Here is an 18872-nt window from a genome sequence, read left to right as displayed (position 1 = left end):
CATGAACGCCCGCCCATAGTGCATGTGCACAGCCCCACAGACTCGGAGCTGCACGGGGTTGCAGTGTCACTACTCAATGTCCGCCCAGATGTCAAGCATCTTGGGAAAGCGCAACTCTTCTGGCGACAGATCGGCCGGAAATATGCGCATTAGTACACAATTGCTTGACAGAATAGTAACACATTGAAACAATAATTATGTCAAAATGCAAAAATCGACATCCTACATATTGACGTCAAAACCACCCGCGCCAAGTTATTGATATTGATTTTAATTGCACTGTTCTCGCATGAAATTTCTCACCATAGCGCTCTCTACGCTATCATTTTTCGCCAATACTGCACACGCAGAGCTTGCAGTAAAACCTATCGCTTATGGAGTTGCTGGCAATTCTGTATTCAATGGAAATGATTACTGCGAAGACATTTACATCCAGAAGACTGGTGGCCTTTGGAACGTCGCTAATGCATCAGATGAGAGTCTTAAGGATGATAGCTATGAAAAGCTGCGCGGCTGCATCGGCTTCTTGGGTCGAGAACCCAATACCACGATAAACGCGGTAATTTTTTCGGTAGCTACAAAGGATATTTGTGAAACTGAACGTCGCTGTGAGGTCAATAGCAACAATAAGCTGGCCACTGGCTGCCACCAGATATTCATGAAAGACTTCTACAAGCAGTCCAGTCCACGCTCTAAAGGCTATTTCTCATGTAACTCAAACTTTGCCGGCCGCAGGATGCTCGGCGGATTCGATTTCGATGCACCTATAAAAACAGAAGCACTTATTTCCGCTTTGGAATCGGATTCCATCAAGGCTGCGGCCGCATCCATTGCCCAGTCCCGATATAGCAAGCTTCTCGCACGAGCTTTACAAAGCTACTCTTCCGACTGTGGAAACTGCTCCGATGAGCTTGATGCCATCAAATTTTTATTTTTCCATTTTTCCAGAGCGACTTCCGCTGCTGATTTGGAAACGGCCGCATTCAACTATCTTGCCATTACTGGACAGCGTCAGGTTCCAAACTGGATGACGTCACACTTGGCAGCGGGAACTGTGGAAATTTTATCTAACAAGAATGAGCAGGAATGGCGGCGCAAATACGCAGCACAAGTTCAGAAAATCATTGACAAAAAGGCACTACAGACCTTCATTCAGAAGTACGAAACCCCGGACCCGAACAATTGGGGAAGGGTGGACTTCGACAATCTGGTTCCGCAGATGCGGCAGCGGTTGGATAAACTCTTGGCGCAAGAGCAGGCTGAAGCAAATGAAAAAACCCGCAAACAAGCCGAGACTGCTGAACGCAACCGTCAGGCCGAAACCAAGCGCATAGCGGAGTGGCGCAAATCACTGCAACTTGGGGCGGACACCTTCTGCGGCCCGGTCATTGAAATGCGGGCGCCCATGGTGAAGATTGCCGTGCGGGTGCAGTTGCAAGGCTTTGCCAGTGAGATGTGGCTGAAGTTCGGCGAAGTATTCCCACCGGAGTACGGCTGTCGCAATACAAACGGCCGCCTTACACCCTACTGAGATCCAAGAACGGAGACCTTTATCAGAGGCGCCTCAACCAATAATACTGGCAAGGCACACGCCAACAAGTTGCAAGGGGACATCAAACAGGAGATTGCCGATAAAGTGGGCCTGCTCCAGACCCACGAAGTCACGGCTCAGGGCCTTGTCGGGTGCAATCCATTGCCGCTCTCAAACAGCCCATAGGGCGTCTGACTGTCACGCCGCTTAGGCAGCTTGATGAGCGCTTCACGGGGTAAATTTTCATATTCTGTTGGCATCCGGGCGATGTTTCCTCTTTATCTTGGCACGTGCCATTGTCCAGGATGGCACGACGCAAAAAAGCTGTCCCCGTCAGATCTGACTCTGCCGGGGACAGCCCAACTTTTGATACAAGCGGCGGCCGGTGACGCGTTCGCAGGTCTACCGCCAAAATTTGTAGCGATAGCGAGTAAGTTGTCGTTAAGCGCCGTACCAGCCCAGACAGCGCTCACTGACCTGCAATTTATGGGAACAATGTGTCCTCAAATATGTATAGCGCAGATTCGAAGCATGACAGCATATCCGCCTGCTGTCGAGTCCACCCCATGCTTTCCAGATCGCGCAAAAGCTTGTTTTCAAAAGCCGGGGTGCAGATAAAGATCAAGCGTCCCCACACCTGTCCTGGTGCCAGCAGCCGAGAGCCGTCGCGCCGGGTGCTGTCTTGCAGCACTTTGCCCAGCCAGGCCAAAAGTGTCTTGTAGTCCTTGGCATTTTTGCGACTCTTCTCGACCTCAACCCACCACACCTGGTTGCCGCTGCGCAGCAGCACATCCGGCCGCTTGCCTGCGATGCCAGCTTCGCCGCCGAGCCACAATCCTTGGGCGATTTCGCGCTCCGTGGATGCACGAAAACCCTGCACCATGCCCGAAATCGCTATTTGATTAGCGATGCTTCGATGACGGTAGTAAGCAGCACTGAAGCCGCGCACGAGGTCTTTGCCGCTGATGGCAGTCACCCCTGCATCTTTCAGCGCCCGTGCACCGCCTTCGGACAGCGCGTAAATGACGCTGCCGTCCGGCCCTTGGCCAGTGATGACCGAGCGGGCATCACGAAGGCGGCGCATGGTGCGCTGCGCCATCCTCACTGCCGATTCGGTCGGCTGCGTAGGCCCTACGCTTGGCGGGCCGCTGGGCCTGGGTGCCCAGCGCCGCCAGCACAGGGCGGCAAGGTCGCGCGTGCGCAGCCAGCCGAAGCGGTGCAATGCCCGCAGCACTCGCGCCTCGTTTTCGCGAGCAATTTGCCGCCCATCCTTTTGACTCATCATGACTCTCCCCTGTTGTTGTCATGATTCGTATAGCGCGGCCCCCCCTTCATGCCCCTGTACGACAGGGGACGAACAGGGGAAACGAACAGCCGCAAGGCGGCTGAAGCTCACCACCCCCTTCCCCACGGCTGGACGCCGGGCCGGGCGTTTGTCCGGGCTGGACGCCCGGCCATGCGCTTTGAAATGCAGGCGCCCCCGTCCTCCGGACCACGCTTTCAGCGTGGCGCTTAACGCGCGGGCAAGTGTCTCCGCTCGGCACGCTGGACGCGTTTGTGCTGACCCACTTGCCCGCGCCTTCAGCGAGGGGGCGCGGGGTTTCACCCCCCACTCTGCACCGTAGCCCTTGGGGGCTACTATTGCTGGCGCGACGGACAATGTCCTGCTGGCAATTGCAGCGCGGCTCCCCCCGCGTCACTTCGACCGCCATAGGTGGCGGTGCTTCGTGCCGGGCATCGGCTGAACGCCTCGCCCCGCTGTGCTGCTCCGCCGCCAAGCGGCCCCCGACTTCGCCACCGAGCCTGCGCGGCACAGTGGCTGCGCACCTGCGGCTTGCCGACACCACCGCTCGCACAGACAGCCTTCGGCAGACTGTGCCAGCCACTTTCCGTGATGCCATCACAGAAAGGCCCGTGATTATCGTGACGGCGTCACGAAAACTGCCTGCCCTCACGACGCTCTCCTGAGCCCGCGATTCGATAGAGGCGCAGAACCGCAAACCTTGTGCGAACCCGTCGCAGTCTCTCAAGTGCAGCCACAGCCGCTTTTCGTGACAAATCACGGCAACTCGCCTGGTCATGCACCGTCACGCGTGCTATACAAAGCATGCAAGACGCACACGACCACATCACTTTCGACCTGTTTTTTGACGAAGCAGCACCACTTTCACCGTGCACGACCAAGCTTGGCCGCCCGACGAAGCCCGACGCACTCAGCGATGCCGAGCGCGCCCGGCGCTATCGCGCATGCAAGAAAGCCCGCCTCGCCGATCTGCGAGACGAAATGGTGCCAGTCAGCTCGACCGTCATTGACTTGTCTGCGCTTGCACCATGGAAGCGCAAATAAGGCGGCTGGTGCCGCCTTCGGGTTGTCGCCAACCCCTTCGGCATTGCTGCCACCGTTCTGAGGTTCGTCGCTCTTCCTGCGATGCAACCTCAATCCCCCCCGACTGCACAAGCCCTGCAGTCACTTCGTGCGCCTCTGCACCCGGTCCCCTTTCGGGGCTGCGGCTTTGACTGCGCTTGTTCCGCCCGTTTGTCTTGCGGTTCTTCAACGCAGGCGACGAACTCAGAAGAACGGCGGCAGCAATGCCAGCGGGTCCCATGCGACACCCCGGGAAATGCATGGATTCAGGCTCGGAATCTTGAAGCCCGGCAGCAGTTGGAGAACTCAATGCAAGAAGAATCCTTGGGCCTGGATGCCATTTTTTGGCGAGGCAATACACAGGTACACGCGAGCGCAAGCAATTGCCGATGGCTTGCTAGTGGACGTGACACAGACGGCGCGAGAGGCTGGCTTTCGAGTGCCCATTGCCATGACAGCGGCGGCATGGGATAAGGCAGTGGCTTGGTCTGACGCGGACTCGGCTCGCCAGACGCCACAAGACGAGGCAGGCCGCGCATGGGACGTGGTGTGGATGGCCTACATCGCTGCCCGTCGGGCCAGCGGCAGTTGCCGCGTGCCCTTCCAGCTCTATGCAGTGCACCGAGGCGGCACGGCGAAGCGCCCGCGACTGATGACGCTGCACATGCACATCGGCCCCGGCGATGAAGGCGAGGCAGTCATCACCATCATGAACCCTGACGAAGACTAAAGCACCCAGCCAGTCCCAACCAGGGCTGGCTAATGCATCCCAGCAAAGGAGAGAATGCCATGAACAACGAACACAGCACGCAAGCGCCGGACATCAATCCGGCAACCGGCCTGCCTATGGTGGATGACACCTGGCTCGACGTCGGCGGCAGCCCATTCGGGCTGGATGTCTACCAGCCGCACTACACACCGCAGCCAGCCTGGCCGCCCGTTGGCGGCGGGGAACCATGGTAGAGAGTCAGTCAGTTCCGGCCTTGCAGTCGAGCGAGTTTACGTTCAGTGCTTGCACGCAGATGCGAAACAGTCTTGTCGGCACTAACCGGGGCGCGGCGGACAGGCTCGGGGACATCGGAGGGCTCCGACTGCGACTCGGTGGAGGACCCCGTTTTGAGCCGCTGCGACAACCAACCGTAGTACACGTCTGGGTGCCAGTAGACGCGGTTACCCAGCTTGACCGGCGCAGGCAAAATGCCGTCGTTGATCCAATTTTCGACCGACCGAATAGAGATACCCAGCGAGTCGGCAACGTCTTGCTTGGTCAGCGGAGTGAAGGAAGCGGAAGCGGTCATCATGAGACCTATGTAGTTGAGGTCTTATGTATAGGCAAGGACAGGGGGAGATGACGCGCAACGAGCCGCAAGACGCCGCACGCCCCCGTATCCGGCGACCGATTTCCAGTGGCAAATCAGTGGCAATTGAGTTGGTTTGCCACTGCGTTTAGCTTCGCGCAGCTACGCGAAGGCAAGCGTAAGCTATTGATTTATAATACCCAACCCCATCCACAGAACAGCGTTTTAGGCAGAGATACCCCGTTCGGGACGTAGAGGCCGGAGGTTCGAATCCTCTCACCCCGACCATTTGGTCATCTTTCCCTCACCATTTCTTGCGCCATTGCAACAACCGTGTGTTCTTCACACACGGTGTGTCTCTGTATGCATTGCAGACAAACTGGGATGTTAGGATAACTCTCCTTTCCTCCGATACAAACTGGTTACATGGCTGCTGCCGATCCATCGATCAAGAATGCACCTGTCGCAGTGCCGTTGCCCGGCCTCGGCAGAGCGCTGATTTCCGCAGGCAAGATTTCGCAGCAAGTGGCAGAGGCCACGGTCAAGAAGGCAGCCGCCAACCGCACGCCTTTCATCTCGGAGCTGAGCCAGTCGGGCGAGATCAGTGCGCGGGAAATTGCCGAAACGATTTCCAGCATGTTCAGCACGCCGCTTCTGGATCTCGGCGCTGTCGACCCCCAACAGCTGCCACAGGGTTTGCTGGACAGCAAGATCAGCACCACTTACAGGGTGCTGGCGCTGGGCAAGCGCGGCAACCGGCTGACCGTTGCCACGGCCGATCCTACCCAGCAGGAGGCGGCCGAGCAGATCAAGTTCACCACGCAACTGGTGGTTGACTGGGTGGTGGTCGAAGCCGACAAGCTGCAGCGGCTGATCGAGCAGGCAAACAAGAGCGTTGGCGAATCCCTGGACACCTATAGCGCGCCCGGCGACTTCGATTTCGACGACGTCAAGATCGAGGATGCGCCGGAAGAAAAGGACAGCACCGCAGGAGCGGACGTCGAAGATGCGCCCATCGTCAAGTTTCTGCACAAGATGCTGCTGGACGCGTTCAACATGCGCGCGTCCGACCTGCATTTCGAGCCTTACGAACACCACTACCGGGTACGCTTTCGCATCGACGGGGAGCTGCGTGAGATTGCAACCCCGCCCATCGCCATCAAGGACAAGCTGGCCTCGCGCATCAAGGTGATCTCGCGCCTGGACATTTCCGAAAAGCGCGTGCCGCAGGACGGCCGCATGAAGCTCAAGGTCGGTCCGGACCGCGTCATCGACTTTCGCGTCAGCACGCTGCCCACCCTGTTCGGCGAAAAAATCGTGATCCGTATCCTGGATCCCAGTTCGGCCAAGATGGGTATCGATGCCCTGGGCTACGAGCCCGAGGAAAAGGAACGGCTGCTCCATGCCATCCGCCGCCCCTACGGCATGATTCTGGTCACCGGCCCCACGGGTTCGGGCAAGACCGTGTCGCTCTACACCTGCCTGAACCTGCTGAACCAGCCGGGGGTGAACATTGCCACGGCCGAGGATCCCTCGGAAATCAACCTGCCCGGCGTCAACCAGGTCAATGTCAACGAAAAAGCCGGCCTGACCTTTGCCGCAGCGCTCAAGGCCTTTCTGCGCCAGGATCCGGACATCATCATGGTGGGCGAAATCCGTGATCTGGAAACCGCCGACATCTCCATCAAGGCCGCCCAGACCGGCCACCTGGTGCTGTCGACCCTGCACACCAACGACGCGCCCACCACGCTCACGCGCATGCGCAACATGGGGATTGCGCCGTTCAACATTGCCTCCAGCGTGATCCTGATCACGGCCCAGCGCCTGGCCCGGCGCCTGTGTCCGCAGTGCAAGGAGCCCGCCGAGGTGCCTCGCGAGGCCTTGCTTGAAGCCGGCTACTCCGAGGAGGATGCCGACGGCAGCTGGGTCAGCTATCGCCCTGTCGGCTGCCCGGCATGCAACAACGGCTACAAGGGCCGTGTCGGCATCTACCAGGTCATGCCGGTCAGCGAAGAAATCCAGCGCATCATCCTGCGCGACGGCAGCGCGCTGGAAATCGCGGCCCAGGCTAAGGCCGAAGGAGTGCGCTCGTTGCGCGAATCGGGATTGCACAAAGTCAAACTAGGACTGACCTCGCTCGAAGAAGTGCTGGCGGTCACCAACGAATAAGAGATTGCCGCACCGGCAACCAAGGAGGGAGCACCATGGCGACAGCAGCGTCCAGTGGAATCAAGGAATTCGTCTTCGAATGGGAAGGCAAGGACCGCAACGGCAAGATCGTGCGCGGCGAGACGCGGGCAGGTGGCGACAACCAGGTCCAGGCCATGCTGCGCCGCCAGGGCGTCATGCCCACCAAGATCAAGAAGCGCAAGACCAAGGGCGGCAAGAAGATCAAGCCCAAGGACATCGCGCTCTTCACGCGCCAGCTGGCCACCATGATGAAGGCCGGCGTGCCGCTGCTGCAGGCTTTCGACATCGTGGGGCGCGGCAACACCAATGCCAGCGTCACCCGATTGCTCAACGACATCCGGGCCGACGTGGAAACCGGTACCTCGCTGAGCTCTGCCTTCCGCAAGCATCCGCTGTATTTCGACAGTCTTTATTGCAACCTGGTCGAGGCCGGCGAAGCGGCCGGCATTCTGGAAGCCCTGCTGGACCGCCTGGCCACCTACATGGAAAAGACCGAGGCCATCAAGTCCAAGATCAAGTCGGCGCTGATGTACCCCACCTCCGTGATCGTGGTGGCCTTTGTCGTGGTGACCATCATCATGATCTTCGTGATCCCGGCCTTCAAGGAAGTCTTCACCTCCTTCGGCGCGGATCTTCCGGCGCCCACGCTGCTGGTGATGGGCATCAGCGACTACTTCGTGCAGTACTGGTGGCTGATTTTCGGCGTGCTCGGCGGCGGCATCTACTTCTTCATGCAGGCCTGGAAGCGCAACGAGCGTGTGCAGCAGTTCATGGACCGCACCATGCTCAAGCTGCCCATCTTCGGCGTGCTGATCGAGAAATCCTGCGTCGCGCGCTGGACGCGGACCCTGTCCACCATGTTTGCGGCCGGCGTGCCGCTGGTCGAAGCGCTGGACTCCGTGGGCGGCGCCTCGGGCAACTATATTTACCGGAGCGCCACGGACAAGATCCAGCAGGAAGTCTCCACCGGCACCAGCCTGACCGTGGCCATGACCAACGCAAACGTCTTTCCTTCGATGGTGCTGCAGATGTGTGCGATCGGCGAGGAGTCAGGCTCCATCGACCATATGCTGGGCAAGGCCGCCGACTTCTACGAGGAAGAAGTGGATGACATGGTCGCCGGCCTGTCCAGCCTGATGGAGCCCATCATCATCGTCTTCCTCGGCACACTGATCGGCGGCATTGTGGTCTCCATGTACCTGCCCATCTTCAAACTGGGACAAGTGGTCTGATGCTTTCGGAAACCGTTTTGAATGGCGCAGCCGGCGCCGTGCTGGGCCTGCTCATCGGCAGTTTTCTGAATGTGGTCATCCACCGCCTGCCGCGCATGATGGAGCAGCAGTGGCGCGCCGAATGCGCGCAGTACCTGCAAGAATTGGCCGAGAAGGAGCCCATCCAAGGCATGGCAGCAGCATTGCCTGCGCCGCAGGAAGCCCTCAGCCTGAGCAAGCCGCGCTCGCGCTGCCCGCACTGCGGCCATGCGATCGCCTGGCATGAGAACATTCCCGTGCTCAGTTATCTGTTTCTGCGCGGACGCTGCGCCGAATGCAAAAAAACCATCAGCCCCCGCTATCCGCTGGTGGAAGTGGCCTGCGCGGCCCTGTTTGCCTTCTGCCTGGCGCGCAGCGGCCTGACAGCCGCGGGCTTTGCCTGGTGCGGCTTCAGTGCCGCCCTGCTGGCCCTCGCCCTGATTGACTGGGACACCACGCTGCTGCCCGACTCCATCACCCTGCCCCTGCTGTGGGCCGGCTTGGCGGCATCCGCGCTCCAGTGGACCGGCGTGCCGCTGGCGCAGTCCGTCTGGGGGGCCATTGCCGGCTATCTGTCGCTGTGGCTGATCTACTGGGCCTTCAAGCTGGCCACCGGCAAGGAAGGCATGGGCTACGGCGACTTCAAGCTGTTTGCCGCCCTGGGCGCATGGTTCGGCTGGCAGGCGCTGATACCCATCATCCTCATGGCCTCGGTCGTGGGCGCCGTCATCGGCATGGCGCTCAAGATCAACAGCCAGCTGCGGGAAGGCGGCTATGTGCCTTTTGGCCCGTTCCTGGCCGGCGGCGGTTTCATCAGCCTGATCTGGGGACCGCAGTCCATTCTGCACGCCATCGGGTTGTAAACAACTTCTTGCGTTTGCATGCAGACCGCTGGTACATACTGCGGCATGCACTCCGCCATGCCCACCCGTTCGCTCATTCCCGCGCAGCAGCCGCCCTATCGCCTTGGCCTGACGGGCGGCATCGGCAGCGGTAAAAGCACGGTCGCCGCACGGCTGCAGCAACGCGGCGCGGCCGTCATCGATGCCGACCGGATTTCACGCAGCCTGACTGCCGCCGGCGGCGCCGCGCTGCCGGCCATCGCCCGGGCCTTCGGTGACGATCTGATCGCCGGCGACGGTGCGCTCAACCGCACCCGCATGCGCGAGCTGGTGTTTGCGCAAAGCGATGCGCGCCAGCGGCTCGAAGCCATTGTTCACCCGCTGATTGCCGAGCACACCGAGCAGCAGTACCGGCAGGCCGTGCAGGAAGGCCACAGGCTGGTCGTGCACGATATTCCGCTGCTGGTGGAATCCAGGCACTGGCGGGCACAGCTGCATGGCATTTTGGTGATCGACTGCCGCGAATCCACGCAGATCGAGCGTGTCATGGCACGCAGCGGTCTCACGCGCGAAGCCGTGCAATCCATCATCGCAGCCCAGGCCGGCCGTGCGCAGCGCACGGCTGCCGCCGACTGGGTGCTCTACAACGACGAGGGCATGGGCATCGATGCACTCAACGCACATACCGATCAAATCGCTGCCTGGTTCGGGCTATGATGCGCGACATGGCTTGGCCTGTGCGTGTGATCGCCGCATGTGCACGTTAACCGCTGATTCCTGCGCGCCCCAAGGAGCCCAGCAAGCGTGATCCTGTACGAATATCCTTTCAACGAGCGTCTGAGAACCTACCTGCGTCTGGAGCAGCTGTATCGCCGCCTGGGCGAGCTGCTGACGCGCGCGCACCCGGTCGATCACCATTTCGCGCTGGTCACGATTTTCGAGATCATGGACGTGGCGGCCCGTTCGGATCTCAAGACCGACGTTCTGAAAGACCTCGAGCGCCAGAAAGCCCTGCTCGACGTGTTGCGCGACAACCCCGACATCTCGCAGCACATGCTGCACCAGGTCGCGCGCCAAGTGGACCAGTGTTTCAAGGCCATCAACGAGCAGGCCGGCAAGACCGGCCAGGCACTGACCGAGCATGAATGGCTGATGTCCGTGCGCAGCCGCATCGGCATCCCCGGTGGCACCTGCAGTTTCGATCTGCCCGCCTACCATGCATGGCAGAGCCTGGACCCCCGCTACCGCCAGCGCGACCTGGAAGACTGGGCGGCCGAACTGGCGCCGCTGGGCCAGGCGCTGGAGCTGCTGCTGCAGCTGCTGCGCGAGACCGGCGTCCCCCAGCGCGTGGCGGCCGAGCAAGGCATCTTCCAGCAGGCCATGCCCGCAGGGCGCACCTTCCAGCTGCTGCGCCTGCGCATCGACGAGCACCTGAACCTGATTCCCGAAATCAGCGGCAACCGCCTGCTGGTCTCCGTGCGGCTGCTGCGTTCGGAAAATGGCTCCAAGCCCCAGCTGTGCCCCGAGGATGCGGCCTTCGAGCTGACGCTCTGCGCCTGACCCCGCCCCGTTCTTTTGGCACATCGCCGGACCGCTTGCAGCGGCTCGATCACTTTCAACGGCACGGCTTTTTCGCCCCACCCCGCATCTGTCCACCGCATTTGGCGCACACTCGGCACATGAGCAACGACAGCATCCCGACCACCGTGCGCTGCCCGACCTGCGGCGGCCCCAGCCTTTTTGCGCCCGGCAACAAGTTCCGCCCGTTCTGCAGCGAACGCTGCCGCCAGATCGACCTGGGCGCCTGGGCCAACGAAGAGTTCCGCGTGCCCGCGCCGACACCGCCCGAAGACGCGCCGTTTGGCGATCCCCGCACCGAAGACTGAACGCCGGCTTCAAAAACAGGAGCACCTTGCGCTGGCCCCATAGTGAGTTTCAACGCATTTGCAAAGAAAGTCCAGGAGAGTCCGGCGCAAGGTGCTCACTTTTTCGCCAGCAAGAAAAACGCCGAACCTCAGTTGCGGGGCTGCTGCGCCTCGTAGTAGCCGGCATCGAAAGGCAGGCCCCGCTCTTCGCTGAGCCATTGCAGCACCGGGTAGGCGCCCGGCAGCACGGGCGCAACCGTCAGCGGCAGCTGCTGCCAGGCCATCTGCTGGCCTTCGCGCATCTCGAAGTCGCCGCTCCATTCGGTGACCTTGCACCAGTGCAGGCGCACCAGCGCATGCGGATAGTCGTGCTCCGTGACTTTCCAGACATGGGCCGTGCCTATGGTCACGCCCAGCTCCTCGATCAGCTCGCGGCGCAGGGCCTGCTCCACGGTTTCGCCGGCCTCGAGCTTGCCGCCCGGAAATTCCCAGTAGCCCGCATAGGGCTTGCCTTCGGGGCGGCTGGAGATCAGCAGGGCGCCATCGGATTCGCGCAGCAGCACGCCCACGGCCACTTCGGTGTGCTTGCGGGCGGGCTGGGGAGAGGTTTCAGCAGTCACTGTTTCCATCACTTGTTCAAAATGCCGGCGGGCCTGCGGCCCGGGTCCCGGCGCTCAATCCAGGTCGGCCTCCTCGGCCAGGCCTTGCACATCGCCGATGCGCGCGCCGCGCGACGCGGGACGCTCGGCCCGGCCCGCATAGTCGCGCGCGAACTGGTGGGCCACACGACCGCTGCGCGAGCCGCGCTCCAGCGCCCAGACCAGGGCCTCGGGCCTGGCGGCCTCGATGGCCGCCGCATCCAGCCCCAGCGCCGACAGCCACTGGGCCACCACGCGCAGGTATTCGTCCTGGCTGAACGGATAGAAGCTCACCCACAGGCCGAAACGCTCGGACAGCGAGATCTTCTCCTCCACCACTTCGCCCGGGTGGATTTCGCCGTTCTCGCCTTTCTGCTGGGCCAGGTTGTCCGTCATGTACTCGGGCAGCAGGTGGCGGCGGTTGCTGGTCGCATAGACCAGCACATTGGGCGTGGCGGCCGAGACCGAGCCGTCCAGGATGGACTTCATCGCCTTGTAGCCGGGCTCGCCCTCCTCGAAACTCAGGTCGTCGCAATAGATGATGAATTTCTCGGGCCGGCTGGCGACCACCTCGACGATGTCGGGCAGGTCGGTCAGATCGGCCTTGTCCACCTCGATCAGGCGCAGGCCCTGCGGCGCATAGCTGTGCAGGCAGGCACGGATCAGCGAGGACTTGCCGGTGCCGCGCGCGCCCGTGAGCAGCACGTTGTTGGCCGTGCGCCCCTGCACGAACTGCTCGGTGTTGCGCGCGATCTTTTCCTTTTGCACATCGATGTTCTGCAGGTCGGACAGCTGCATCGCACCCACATGGCGCACGGGCTCCAGGACACCGCAGCCGTTGGCGCGCTTGCGGTAGCGCCAGGCAATCGCGGCATTCCAGTCGGCAGGCGACTGCAGCGGCTGGGGCAGGATGGCCTCGATGCGCTGCATCAGCTGCTCGGCACGCTCGACCAGGCGCTCCAAAGGGTTCATTACATCTTGCATGACCGAATCTCCATCTGTTGTTATAGCTGCCATCGCTTGATATTGCTGGGACTCCAATGGACAAGCAATTGAAACCCAATGCAGAGAAGCGATAGCAGCTTCCTAATTTGTAGCACCCATCACGTAGGAACCGGCGCAGCCCGGACGAGGGATGCCAGGCAAGGGCCCCAGCGGCCCCGCCGCCCCGCAGCGAGGGCATCGTCCCCTCCCTCTCCTAGCGCATAGCGCGGAGAGAGGAGGACGCGGTGCAGCCGCTCAGAAGGTGTCCATCACGACCTGTAATCGGCGTTGATGGTCACGTACTCGTGGCTGAAGTCGCAGGTCCACACGGTCTGCGCCGCATTGCCGCGGCCCAGCAGCACGCGCACGGTGATTTCCTGCTGCTTCATCACGCGCTGGCCGTCCTCTTCCTGGTAGGACGGATTGCGGCCGCCGTTGACGGCCACATGCACGTCGTCCAGGTACAGGTCGATCCGGGTCTGGTCCAGGTCGTCAATGCCGGCATAGCCCACGGCCGCCAGGATGCGGCCCAGGTTCGGGTCGGAAGCATAGAAGGCGGTCTTGACCAGCGGCGAATGCGCGATCGCATAGGCCACCAGGCGGCATTCCTCCTCGGTCCTGCCGCCTTCCACCTTCACGGTGATGAACTTGGTCGCGCCTTCGCCGTCGCGCACGATGGCCTGGGCCAGCTTCTGCGCTACCTCCAGCAGCGCAGCCTTGAGCGCCTGGCCTTCGGCGCTGGTCAGCGAATCGATGGGCGCATTGCCGGCCTTGCCGGTGGCGATCAGCACGAAAGAGTCGTTGGTGGACGTATCGCCGTCGATGGTCACGCGGTTGAACGAGCCGTCGGCCAGTTCCTTGACCAGGGGCTGCAGCAGTGCGGGCGCGATGGCCGCATCGGTGGCCAGAAAGCCCAGCATGGTCGCCATGTTGGGACGGATCATGCCAGCGCCCTTGCTGATGCCGGTGATGCACACGGTCTTGCCGGCGACCTCCACGCTGCGGCTGAAGGCCTTGGGCAGCGTGTCGGTGGTCATGATGCCTTCGGCGGCCGTGGCCCAGTTGTCCGCCCTGGCGGCGGCAATCGCTGCCGGCAGGCCGGCCACGATGCGGTCCACGGGCAACTCTTCCATGATGACGCCGGTGGAGAACGGCAGAATCTGCTCGGGCGCAAGATTCAGTTCCCGCGCCAGCGCGGCGCAGGTGGCGCGCGCGCGGGCCAGGCCGTCAGCACCGGTGCCGGCATTGGCGTTGCCGGTGTTGACGACCATGGCACGGATGCCCTTGCCGGCGGCCAGGTGCTCGCGGCTGACCTGCACGGGCGCGGCGCAGAAGCGGTTCTGCGTGAACACCCCCGCCACCGCTGCGCCCTCGTCCAGCAGGAACACCGTCAGGTCCTTGCGGTTGGCCTTGCGCACACCGGCCTCGGTGACGCCGATGCGAACGCCATTGACTGCCAGCAGTTCGGCGGCAACAGGGGCGGAAAGATTCACGGACATTGCAACAATCCTCAAGATTGAAAAGAAATGCCGCCCGCAACGCCGCGTGGCTGCCGCCAGGAACGGAACCGCATCCTGGCGGGCAGTGCATGCTGCAAGGCGGCTTCTGCCCGATGTCCGCGGCAAGAAGGCGCGCCCACCGCAGCGGCGTGGGGCGGAGAGTTAAAACGCTCTCCATTATCGGAACAAACCGGGACCTGTTCTGCGCTTGGTGGCTTTGCCGCCAGGAAAATGCCGCCCCGCCAACAAAAAACGGGCCGCAGCCCGTGTTTTTGTGGGTACTCGAGCGCCGGTGCTCAGGACAGCTTCCCGTGGCACTGCTTGTACTTCTTGCCGCTGCCGCAGGGGCAGGGATCGTTGCGCCCCACATGCACGCCCTGGGGAATGGCCAGCGCCTGCTCGCCGTCCTCGGGCGTGGCGGATCCGATATCGGCATCCGACGGGCCGCTGTAGTTCATGTGCTCCAGGCTCTCTGCACCGCGCTGGTTCATCGCCACGGCAGCTTCGTCGGCTTCTTCGCGCGAGCGCACCTGCACCGTCATCAGCACGCGCGTGACTTCGGTCTTGACCTGGTCGATGAGCTGGCGGAACAGCTCGAAGGCTTCGCGCTTGTACTCCTGCTTGGGCTGCTTCTGAGCGTAGCCGCGCAGATGGATGCCCTGGCGCAGATAGTCGAGCGCGGCCAGGTGGTCGCGCCAGTTGCTGTCGAAACTCTGCAGCAGCACGGCGCGCTGGAACTGCGTGAAGTTCTCCTTGCCGATCAGCGCCACCTTGGCTTCGAACATGTCGTTCGCGGCCTTGAGCACCTTCTCAAGGATGTCTTCATCGGTGATGGCGTCCGAGGACGCCACCTCCACCTGCAGCGGCAGCTCGATATGCCATTCGCTGGACAGCACGCGCTCCAGGCCGGGAATGTCCCACTGCTCCTCCATGGATTCGGCGGGCACGTACTGGCGCACCACGTCGGTGATGACGTCCTCGCGCATGACGGCAATCATGCCCTCCAGGTCCTCGGTATCCAGGATCTCGTTGCGCTGCTGGTAGATGACCTTGCGCTGGTCGTTGGACACGTCGTCGTATTCGAGCAGCTGCTTGCGAATGTCGAAGTTGCGGGCTTCGACCTTGCGCTGCGCCGATTCGATCGAGCGCGTGACGATGCCGGCCTCGATGGCCTCACCTTCGGGCATCTTGAGGCGGTCCATGATGGCCTTGACGCGGTCGCCGGCAAAGATGCGCATCAGCTGGTCGTCCAGGCTCAGGTAAAAGCGCGAGGAACCGGGATCGCCCTGGCGGCCCGAACGGCCGCGCAGCTGGTTGTCGATGCGGCGCGATTCATGGCGCTCGGTGGCGATGATGCGCAGGCCGCCCAGGGCCACCACCTTGTCGTGCGCGACCTGCCAGTCGGCACGCAGCTTGTCGATCTGCTGCTGGCGCTCGGCGGGCGACAGCGATTCGTCGGCCTCGATCAGCGCCACCTGCTTGTCGATGTTGCCGCCCAGCACGATGTCGGTGCCGCGGCCTGCCATGTTGGTGGCAATGGTGATCATGCCGATACTGCCGGCCTGGGCCACGATGTCGGCCTCGCGCTCGTGCTGCTTGGCATTGAGCACCTGGTGCGGGAGCTTTTCGCGGTTGAGCAGCTGGTCGATGATTTCCGAGTTCTCGATCGAGGTCGTGCCCACCAGCACGGGCTGGCCGCGCTCATGGCATTCGCGGATGTCCTTGATGGCCGCTTCGTACTTTTCCTTGGTGGTCTTGTAGACCCGGTCCAGCTGGTCGTCGCGGCGGCTGGGCTTGTTGGGGGGAATGACCACGGTTTCCAGCGCATAGATTTCCTGGAATTCGTAGGCCTCGGTATCGGCCGTGCCCGTCATGCCTGCCAGCTTCTTGTAGAGGCGGAAGTAGTTCTGGAAGGTGATCGAGGCCATGGTCTGGTTCTCGGCCTGGATGGACACGCCTTCCTTGGCCTCCACGGCCTGGTGCAGGCCATCGCTCCAGCGGCGGCCCGCCATCAGGCGGCCCGTGAACTCGTCCACGATCACGATCTCGCCGTTCTGCACCACATAGTGCTGATCGCGGTGGTAGAGCTGGTTGGCACGCAGCGCGGCGTACAGGTGGTGCACCAGCGAGATGTTGGCCGGGTCGTACAGCGACGAGCCCTCGGGGATCATGCCTGCGTTGGCCAGCAGGCGCTCGGCGGCCTCGTAGCCCTGATCGGTCAGATAGACCTGATGGGACTTCTCGTCGACCGTGAAATCGCCCGGCTTGGTCACGCCTTCGCCGGTGCGCGGATCGGCCTCGCCTTCCTGGCGGATCAGGTTGGGCACGATCTGGTTCATGGCCACGTACATGGCCGTGTGGTCTTCGGCCGGGCCGGAAATGATCAGCGGCGTGCGCGCCTCGTCGATCAGGATGGAGTCCACCTCGTCGACGATGGCATAGTTGAGCGCGCGCTGCACGCGGTCGCCGGGCTCGTACACCATGTTGTCGCGCAGGTAGTCGAAGCCGTATTCGTTGTTCGTGCCGTAGGTGATGTCGGAGTTGTAGGCCGCCTGCTTTTCCTCGCGCGAGAGGTTGGGCAGGTTCACGCCGACCGTCAGGCCCAGGAAGTTGTACAGGCGCGCCATGGTGGTCGCATCGCGCTTGGCCAGATAGTCGTTGACGGTCACCACATGCACGCCGTTGCCGGCCAGTGCATTCAGATAGACCGGCAGCGTGGCCGTCAGCGTCTTGCCTTCACCCGTGCGCATTTCGGCGATCTTGCCGTAGTGCAAGGCCATGGCGCCAAGCAGCTGCACGTCGAAATGGCGCATCTTCATGACGCGCTTGGAGCCTTCGCGGACCACGGCAAACGCTTCGGGCAGGAGGTCGTCCAGCGATTCGCCCCGCGCGATGCGGTCCTTGAAGTCCTGGGTCTTGGCGCGCAATGCCTCATCGCTGAGCTTTTCGTACTCAGGCTCCATCGCGTTGATGCGAGCGACTGTCTTGCGGTATTGCTTGAGCAGCCGGTCGTTGCGGCTGCCGAACAGTTTGGTGAGGAAATTGGTGGCCATGCGTGCAAAGACATATTGCCTGCAGCCCATGGCGCGAAGCAATATGCCCGGAATCCCTTGATTGTTGGTCTTCAGATGGGGCCGTCTCAGCAGCACTCAAGAGCGGCACTCGAATGCCGTCAAAACCTCTTGGAATGCCTGGAACTGAAACACGGACCAAAAAATGATTCTAACCGCGACAACTACCCTTGGTTTTGCGCTGCTTTTGCCGCCCTTGCCGTACATCGCCGGCCACTCTGGCGCAAACTTGCAGCGTCGGCGGGGTAAGCTGCGCCCTGCCCTTGCATTTGCCACGTACCGATGACCGCGACCCGACGCCACCATGCCATCACCGCCATTGCAGCGGTGCAAACCTCGCCCACGCTGGCACGCCTGGCCGAACTCACGCGCGATTCCAGCAACCGTCTGGCAGCCATCCTGCCGCTGGTCCCTCCCATGCTGCGGGGCAGCCTGCAGGCCGGCCCCATCGAAGGCGACAGCTGGTGCCTGCTGGTCAAGAACAATGCGGCGGCCGCCAAGGTGCGCCAGCTGCTGCCCGCCATGGCCGCCCATCTGCGCACCAAGGGCTGGAACGTGGCACAGATCCGTCTCAAGGTGCAGAGCTAGCCGCCATGGTCGTGCCGCTCCTGCTGCCTGTAAACAGGAATCTTCCGCAGAAACGAAAAAAGGCCTCCGAAGAGACCTGTTTGGTGCCGGTTGTCGGATTCGAACTGACGACCTACCGCTTACAAGGCGGGTGCTCTACCAACTGAGCTAAACCGGCGCAGCCCGCATTCTAGCCCAGAAATCCAGCCCCTCGGCCGACTGCCGAATTTTTTGTCCGCATGCTCCGGTCCGGCTGCGGCTTACTTCACGCGCTTGAGGGCCGGGCGGCCGCCTGCGGGAGCGGCTGGCGGCGGTGTACGCGGTTCATCGTCGTCGCTTTTGGCCGTAACCAGCTGCACCACGCGCTCATCGGCTTCGACCTCGCCGCCCTCAGCCGCATCGTCCTCGACCATTTCCTCCAGGGGCTCCTGGGCAGCCTCCGCACCCTCCTCGGGCGGGAAAGCCATGCCCTGGCCGGTCTCGCGCGCATAGATGGCCATGACATTGGCCACCGGCACCATGATCTCGCGCGGCTTGCCGCCAAAACGCGCCTTGAATTCGACATATTCGTTGCCGATCAGCAGGCCGCTGGTGGCGTCGTAGCTGATGTTGAGCACGATCTCGCCGTTACGCACGAACTCCATCGGCACTTGCACCGTACGGTCCACGCGCACGGCGATATGGGGAGTGAAGCCGTTGTCCGTACACCACTCGAACAAGGCCCGCAGCAGGTACGGGCGGGTGGAGGTTGCTTCAGGGGTGTTCATGTCAG

Annotated in this window: 18 protein-coding genes and 1 tRNA gene; 11 read left to right on the top strand and 8 right to left on the bottom strand. The window is 62.1% G+C overall.

From position 1 onward, the window contains the following. Positions 1-289: 289 nt before the first annotated feature. Positions 290-1531 (top strand): hypothetical protein, encoded by a 1242-nt coding sequence (locus tag V8Z74_RS01360; protein ID WP_349707538.1) that lies wholly within the window; start codon positions 290-292, stop codon positions 1529-1531. Positions 1532-2015: 484 nt separating this feature from the next. Here V8Z74_RS01360 and V8Z74_RS01355 read toward each other — a convergent pair whose 3' ends face one another. Further along, on the bottom strand, positions 2016-2816 hold the full coding sequence (locus tag V8Z74_RS01355; protein ID WP_349707536.1) for a hypothetical protein: 801 nt from the start codon (positions 2814-2816) through the stop codon (positions 2016-2018). Between the two features lie 822 nt (positions 2817-3638). On the opposite strand from V8Z74_RS01355, the gene V8Z74_RS01350 reads away from it, so the two are divergent. The 3 genes from V8Z74_RS01350 (at position 3639) to V8Z74_RS01340 (ending at position 4859) form a co-directional block, all read left to right on the top strand. Next, positions 3639-3878 carry a hypothetical protein gene (locus tag V8Z74_RS01350; RefSeq protein ID WP_349707534.1) on the top strand — a complete coding sequence of 80 codons (240 nt, stop codon included), beginning with the start codon at positions 3639-3641 and terminating at the stop codon, positions 3876-3878. Between the two features lie 274 nt (positions 3879-4152). Continuing rightward, positions 4153-4626 (top strand): DUF6573 family protein, encoded by a 474-nt coding sequence (locus V8Z74_RS01345; protein ID WP_349707806.1) that lies wholly within the window; start codon positions 4153-4155, stop codon positions 4624-4626. Positions 4627-4685: 59 nt separating this feature from the next. Next, positions 4686-4859, top strand: coding sequence for a hypothetical protein (locus V8Z74_RS01340; RefSeq protein ID WP_349707532.1), 174 nt, complete (start codon positions 4686-4688; stop codon positions 4857-4859). A gap of 8 nt (positions 4860-4867) precedes the next feature. Here V8Z74_RS01340 and V8Z74_RS01335 read toward each other — a convergent pair whose 3' ends face one another. Beyond that, on the bottom strand, positions 4868-5197 hold the full coding sequence (locus V8Z74_RS01335; RefSeq protein WP_349707530.1) for a helix-turn-helix transcriptional regulator: 330 nt from the start codon (positions 5195-5197) through the stop codon (positions 4868-4870). Positions 5198-5620: 423 nt separating this feature from the next. Here V8Z74_RS01335 and pilB point away from each other — a divergent pair, with 423 nt between their 5' ends. The 6 genes from pilB (at position 5621) to V8Z74_RS01305 (ending at position 11362) form a co-directional block, all read left to right on the top strand. Beyond that, complete coding sequence (gene pilB / locus V8Z74_RS01330; protein ID WP_349707528.1) at positions 5621-7363, top strand: type IV-A pilus assembly ATPase PilB; 1743 nt, start codon at positions 5621-5623, stop codon at positions 7361-7363. 35 nt (positions 7364-7398) lie between these two features. Further along, positions 7399-8616 carry a type II secretion system F family protein gene (locus tag V8Z74_RS01325; protein WP_349707526.1) on the top strand — a complete coding sequence of 406 codons (1218 nt, stop codon included), beginning with the start codon at positions 7399-7401 and terminating at the stop codon, positions 8614-8616. Next, positions 8616-9497, top strand: a complete 882-nt coding sequence (locus V8Z74_RS01320) for a prepilin peptidase (protein WP_349707525.1) — start codon at positions 8616-8618, stop codon at positions 9495-9497. The genes V8Z74_RS01325 and V8Z74_RS01320 overlap by 1 nt, the downstream gene beginning before the upstream one ends. A gap of 57 nt (positions 9498-9554) precedes the next feature. Further along, entirely contained in the window at positions 9555-10193 is a 639-nt protein-coding gene (coaE, locus tag V8Z74_RS01315) for a dephospho-CoA kinase (protein WP_349707523.1), read from the top strand. Between the two features lie 87 nt (positions 10194-10280). Next, positions 10281-11036 (top strand): cell division protein ZapD, encoded by a 756-nt coding sequence (zapD, locus tag V8Z74_RS01310; RefSeq protein ID WP_066473387.1) that lies wholly within the window; start codon positions 10281-10283, stop codon positions 11034-11036. Between the two features lie 119 nt (positions 11037-11155). Next, positions 11156-11362: a DNA gyrase inhibitor YacG gene (locus V8Z74_RS01305; protein WP_349707521.1), complete on the top strand. Its 207-nt coding sequence runs from the start codon at positions 11156-11158 to the stop codon at positions 11360-11362. Positions 11363-11490: 128 nt separating this feature from the next. Here V8Z74_RS01305 and V8Z74_RS01300 read toward each other — a convergent pair whose 3' ends face one another. The 4 genes from V8Z74_RS01300 to secA form a co-directional block, all read right to left on the bottom strand. Further along, positions 11491-11970 carry an NUDIX domain-containing protein gene (locus V8Z74_RS01300; RefSeq protein WP_349707519.1) on the bottom strand — a complete coding sequence of 160 codons (480 nt, stop codon included), beginning with the start codon at positions 11968-11970 and terminating at the stop codon, positions 11491-11493. Between the two features lie 45 nt (positions 11971-12015). Next, positions 12016-12963 (bottom strand): ATP-binding protein, encoded by a 948-nt coding sequence (locus V8Z74_RS01295; RefSeq protein WP_174522894.1) that lies wholly within the window; start codon positions 12961-12963, stop codon positions 12016-12018. Positions 12964-13232: 269 nt separating this feature from the next. Next, the gene (argJ, locus tag V8Z74_RS01290; protein WP_349707517.1) at positions 13233-14462 is read right to left on the bottom strand and encodes a bifunctional glutamate N-acetyltransferase/amino-acid acetyltransferase ArgJ; all 1230 of its coding nucleotides are present in this window, start codon (positions 14460-14462) and stop codon (positions 13233-13235) included. Positions 14463-14758: 296 nt separating this feature from the next. Continuing rightward, positions 14759-17515: a preprotein translocase subunit SecA gene (gene secA / locus V8Z74_RS01285; protein WP_349707515.1), complete on the bottom strand. Its 2757-nt coding sequence runs from the start codon at positions 17513-17515 to the stop codon at positions 14759-14761. A 300-nt stretch (positions 17516-17815) separates the two neighbouring features. Here secA and V8Z74_RS01280 point away from each other — a divergent pair, with 300 nt between their 5' ends. Beyond that, the gene (locus V8Z74_RS01280; protein WP_066473409.1) at positions 17816-18121 is read left to right on the top strand and encodes a hypothetical protein; all 306 of its coding nucleotides are present in this window, start codon (positions 17816-17818) and stop codon (positions 18119-18121) included. A gap of 81 nt (positions 18122-18202) precedes the next feature. On the opposite strand, the gene V8Z74_RS01275 is transcribed toward V8Z74_RS01280, so the two are convergent. Next, positions 18203-18278: transfer RNA gene (locus V8Z74_RS01275), tRNA-Thr, on the bottom strand. Between the two features lie 82 nt (positions 18279-18360). After that, on the bottom strand, positions 18361-18867 hold the full coding sequence (locus V8Z74_RS01270) for a ClpXP protease specificity-enhancing factor (RefSeq protein WP_349707513.1): 507 nt from the start codon (positions 18865-18867) through the stop codon (positions 18361-18363). Positions 18868-18872: the final 5 nt, after the last annotated feature.

The sequence above is a fragment of the Comamonas sp. w2-DMI genome (assembly GCF_040187735.1).
Taxonomy (GTDB): domain Bacteria; phylum Pseudomonadota; class Gammaproteobacteria; order Burkholderiales; family Burkholderiaceae_C; genus Comamonas; species Comamonas terrae.
The sequence above is the reverse complement of the archived record's forward strand: the minus strand, read 5'-3'. Positions and strand labels throughout refer to the sequence as shown.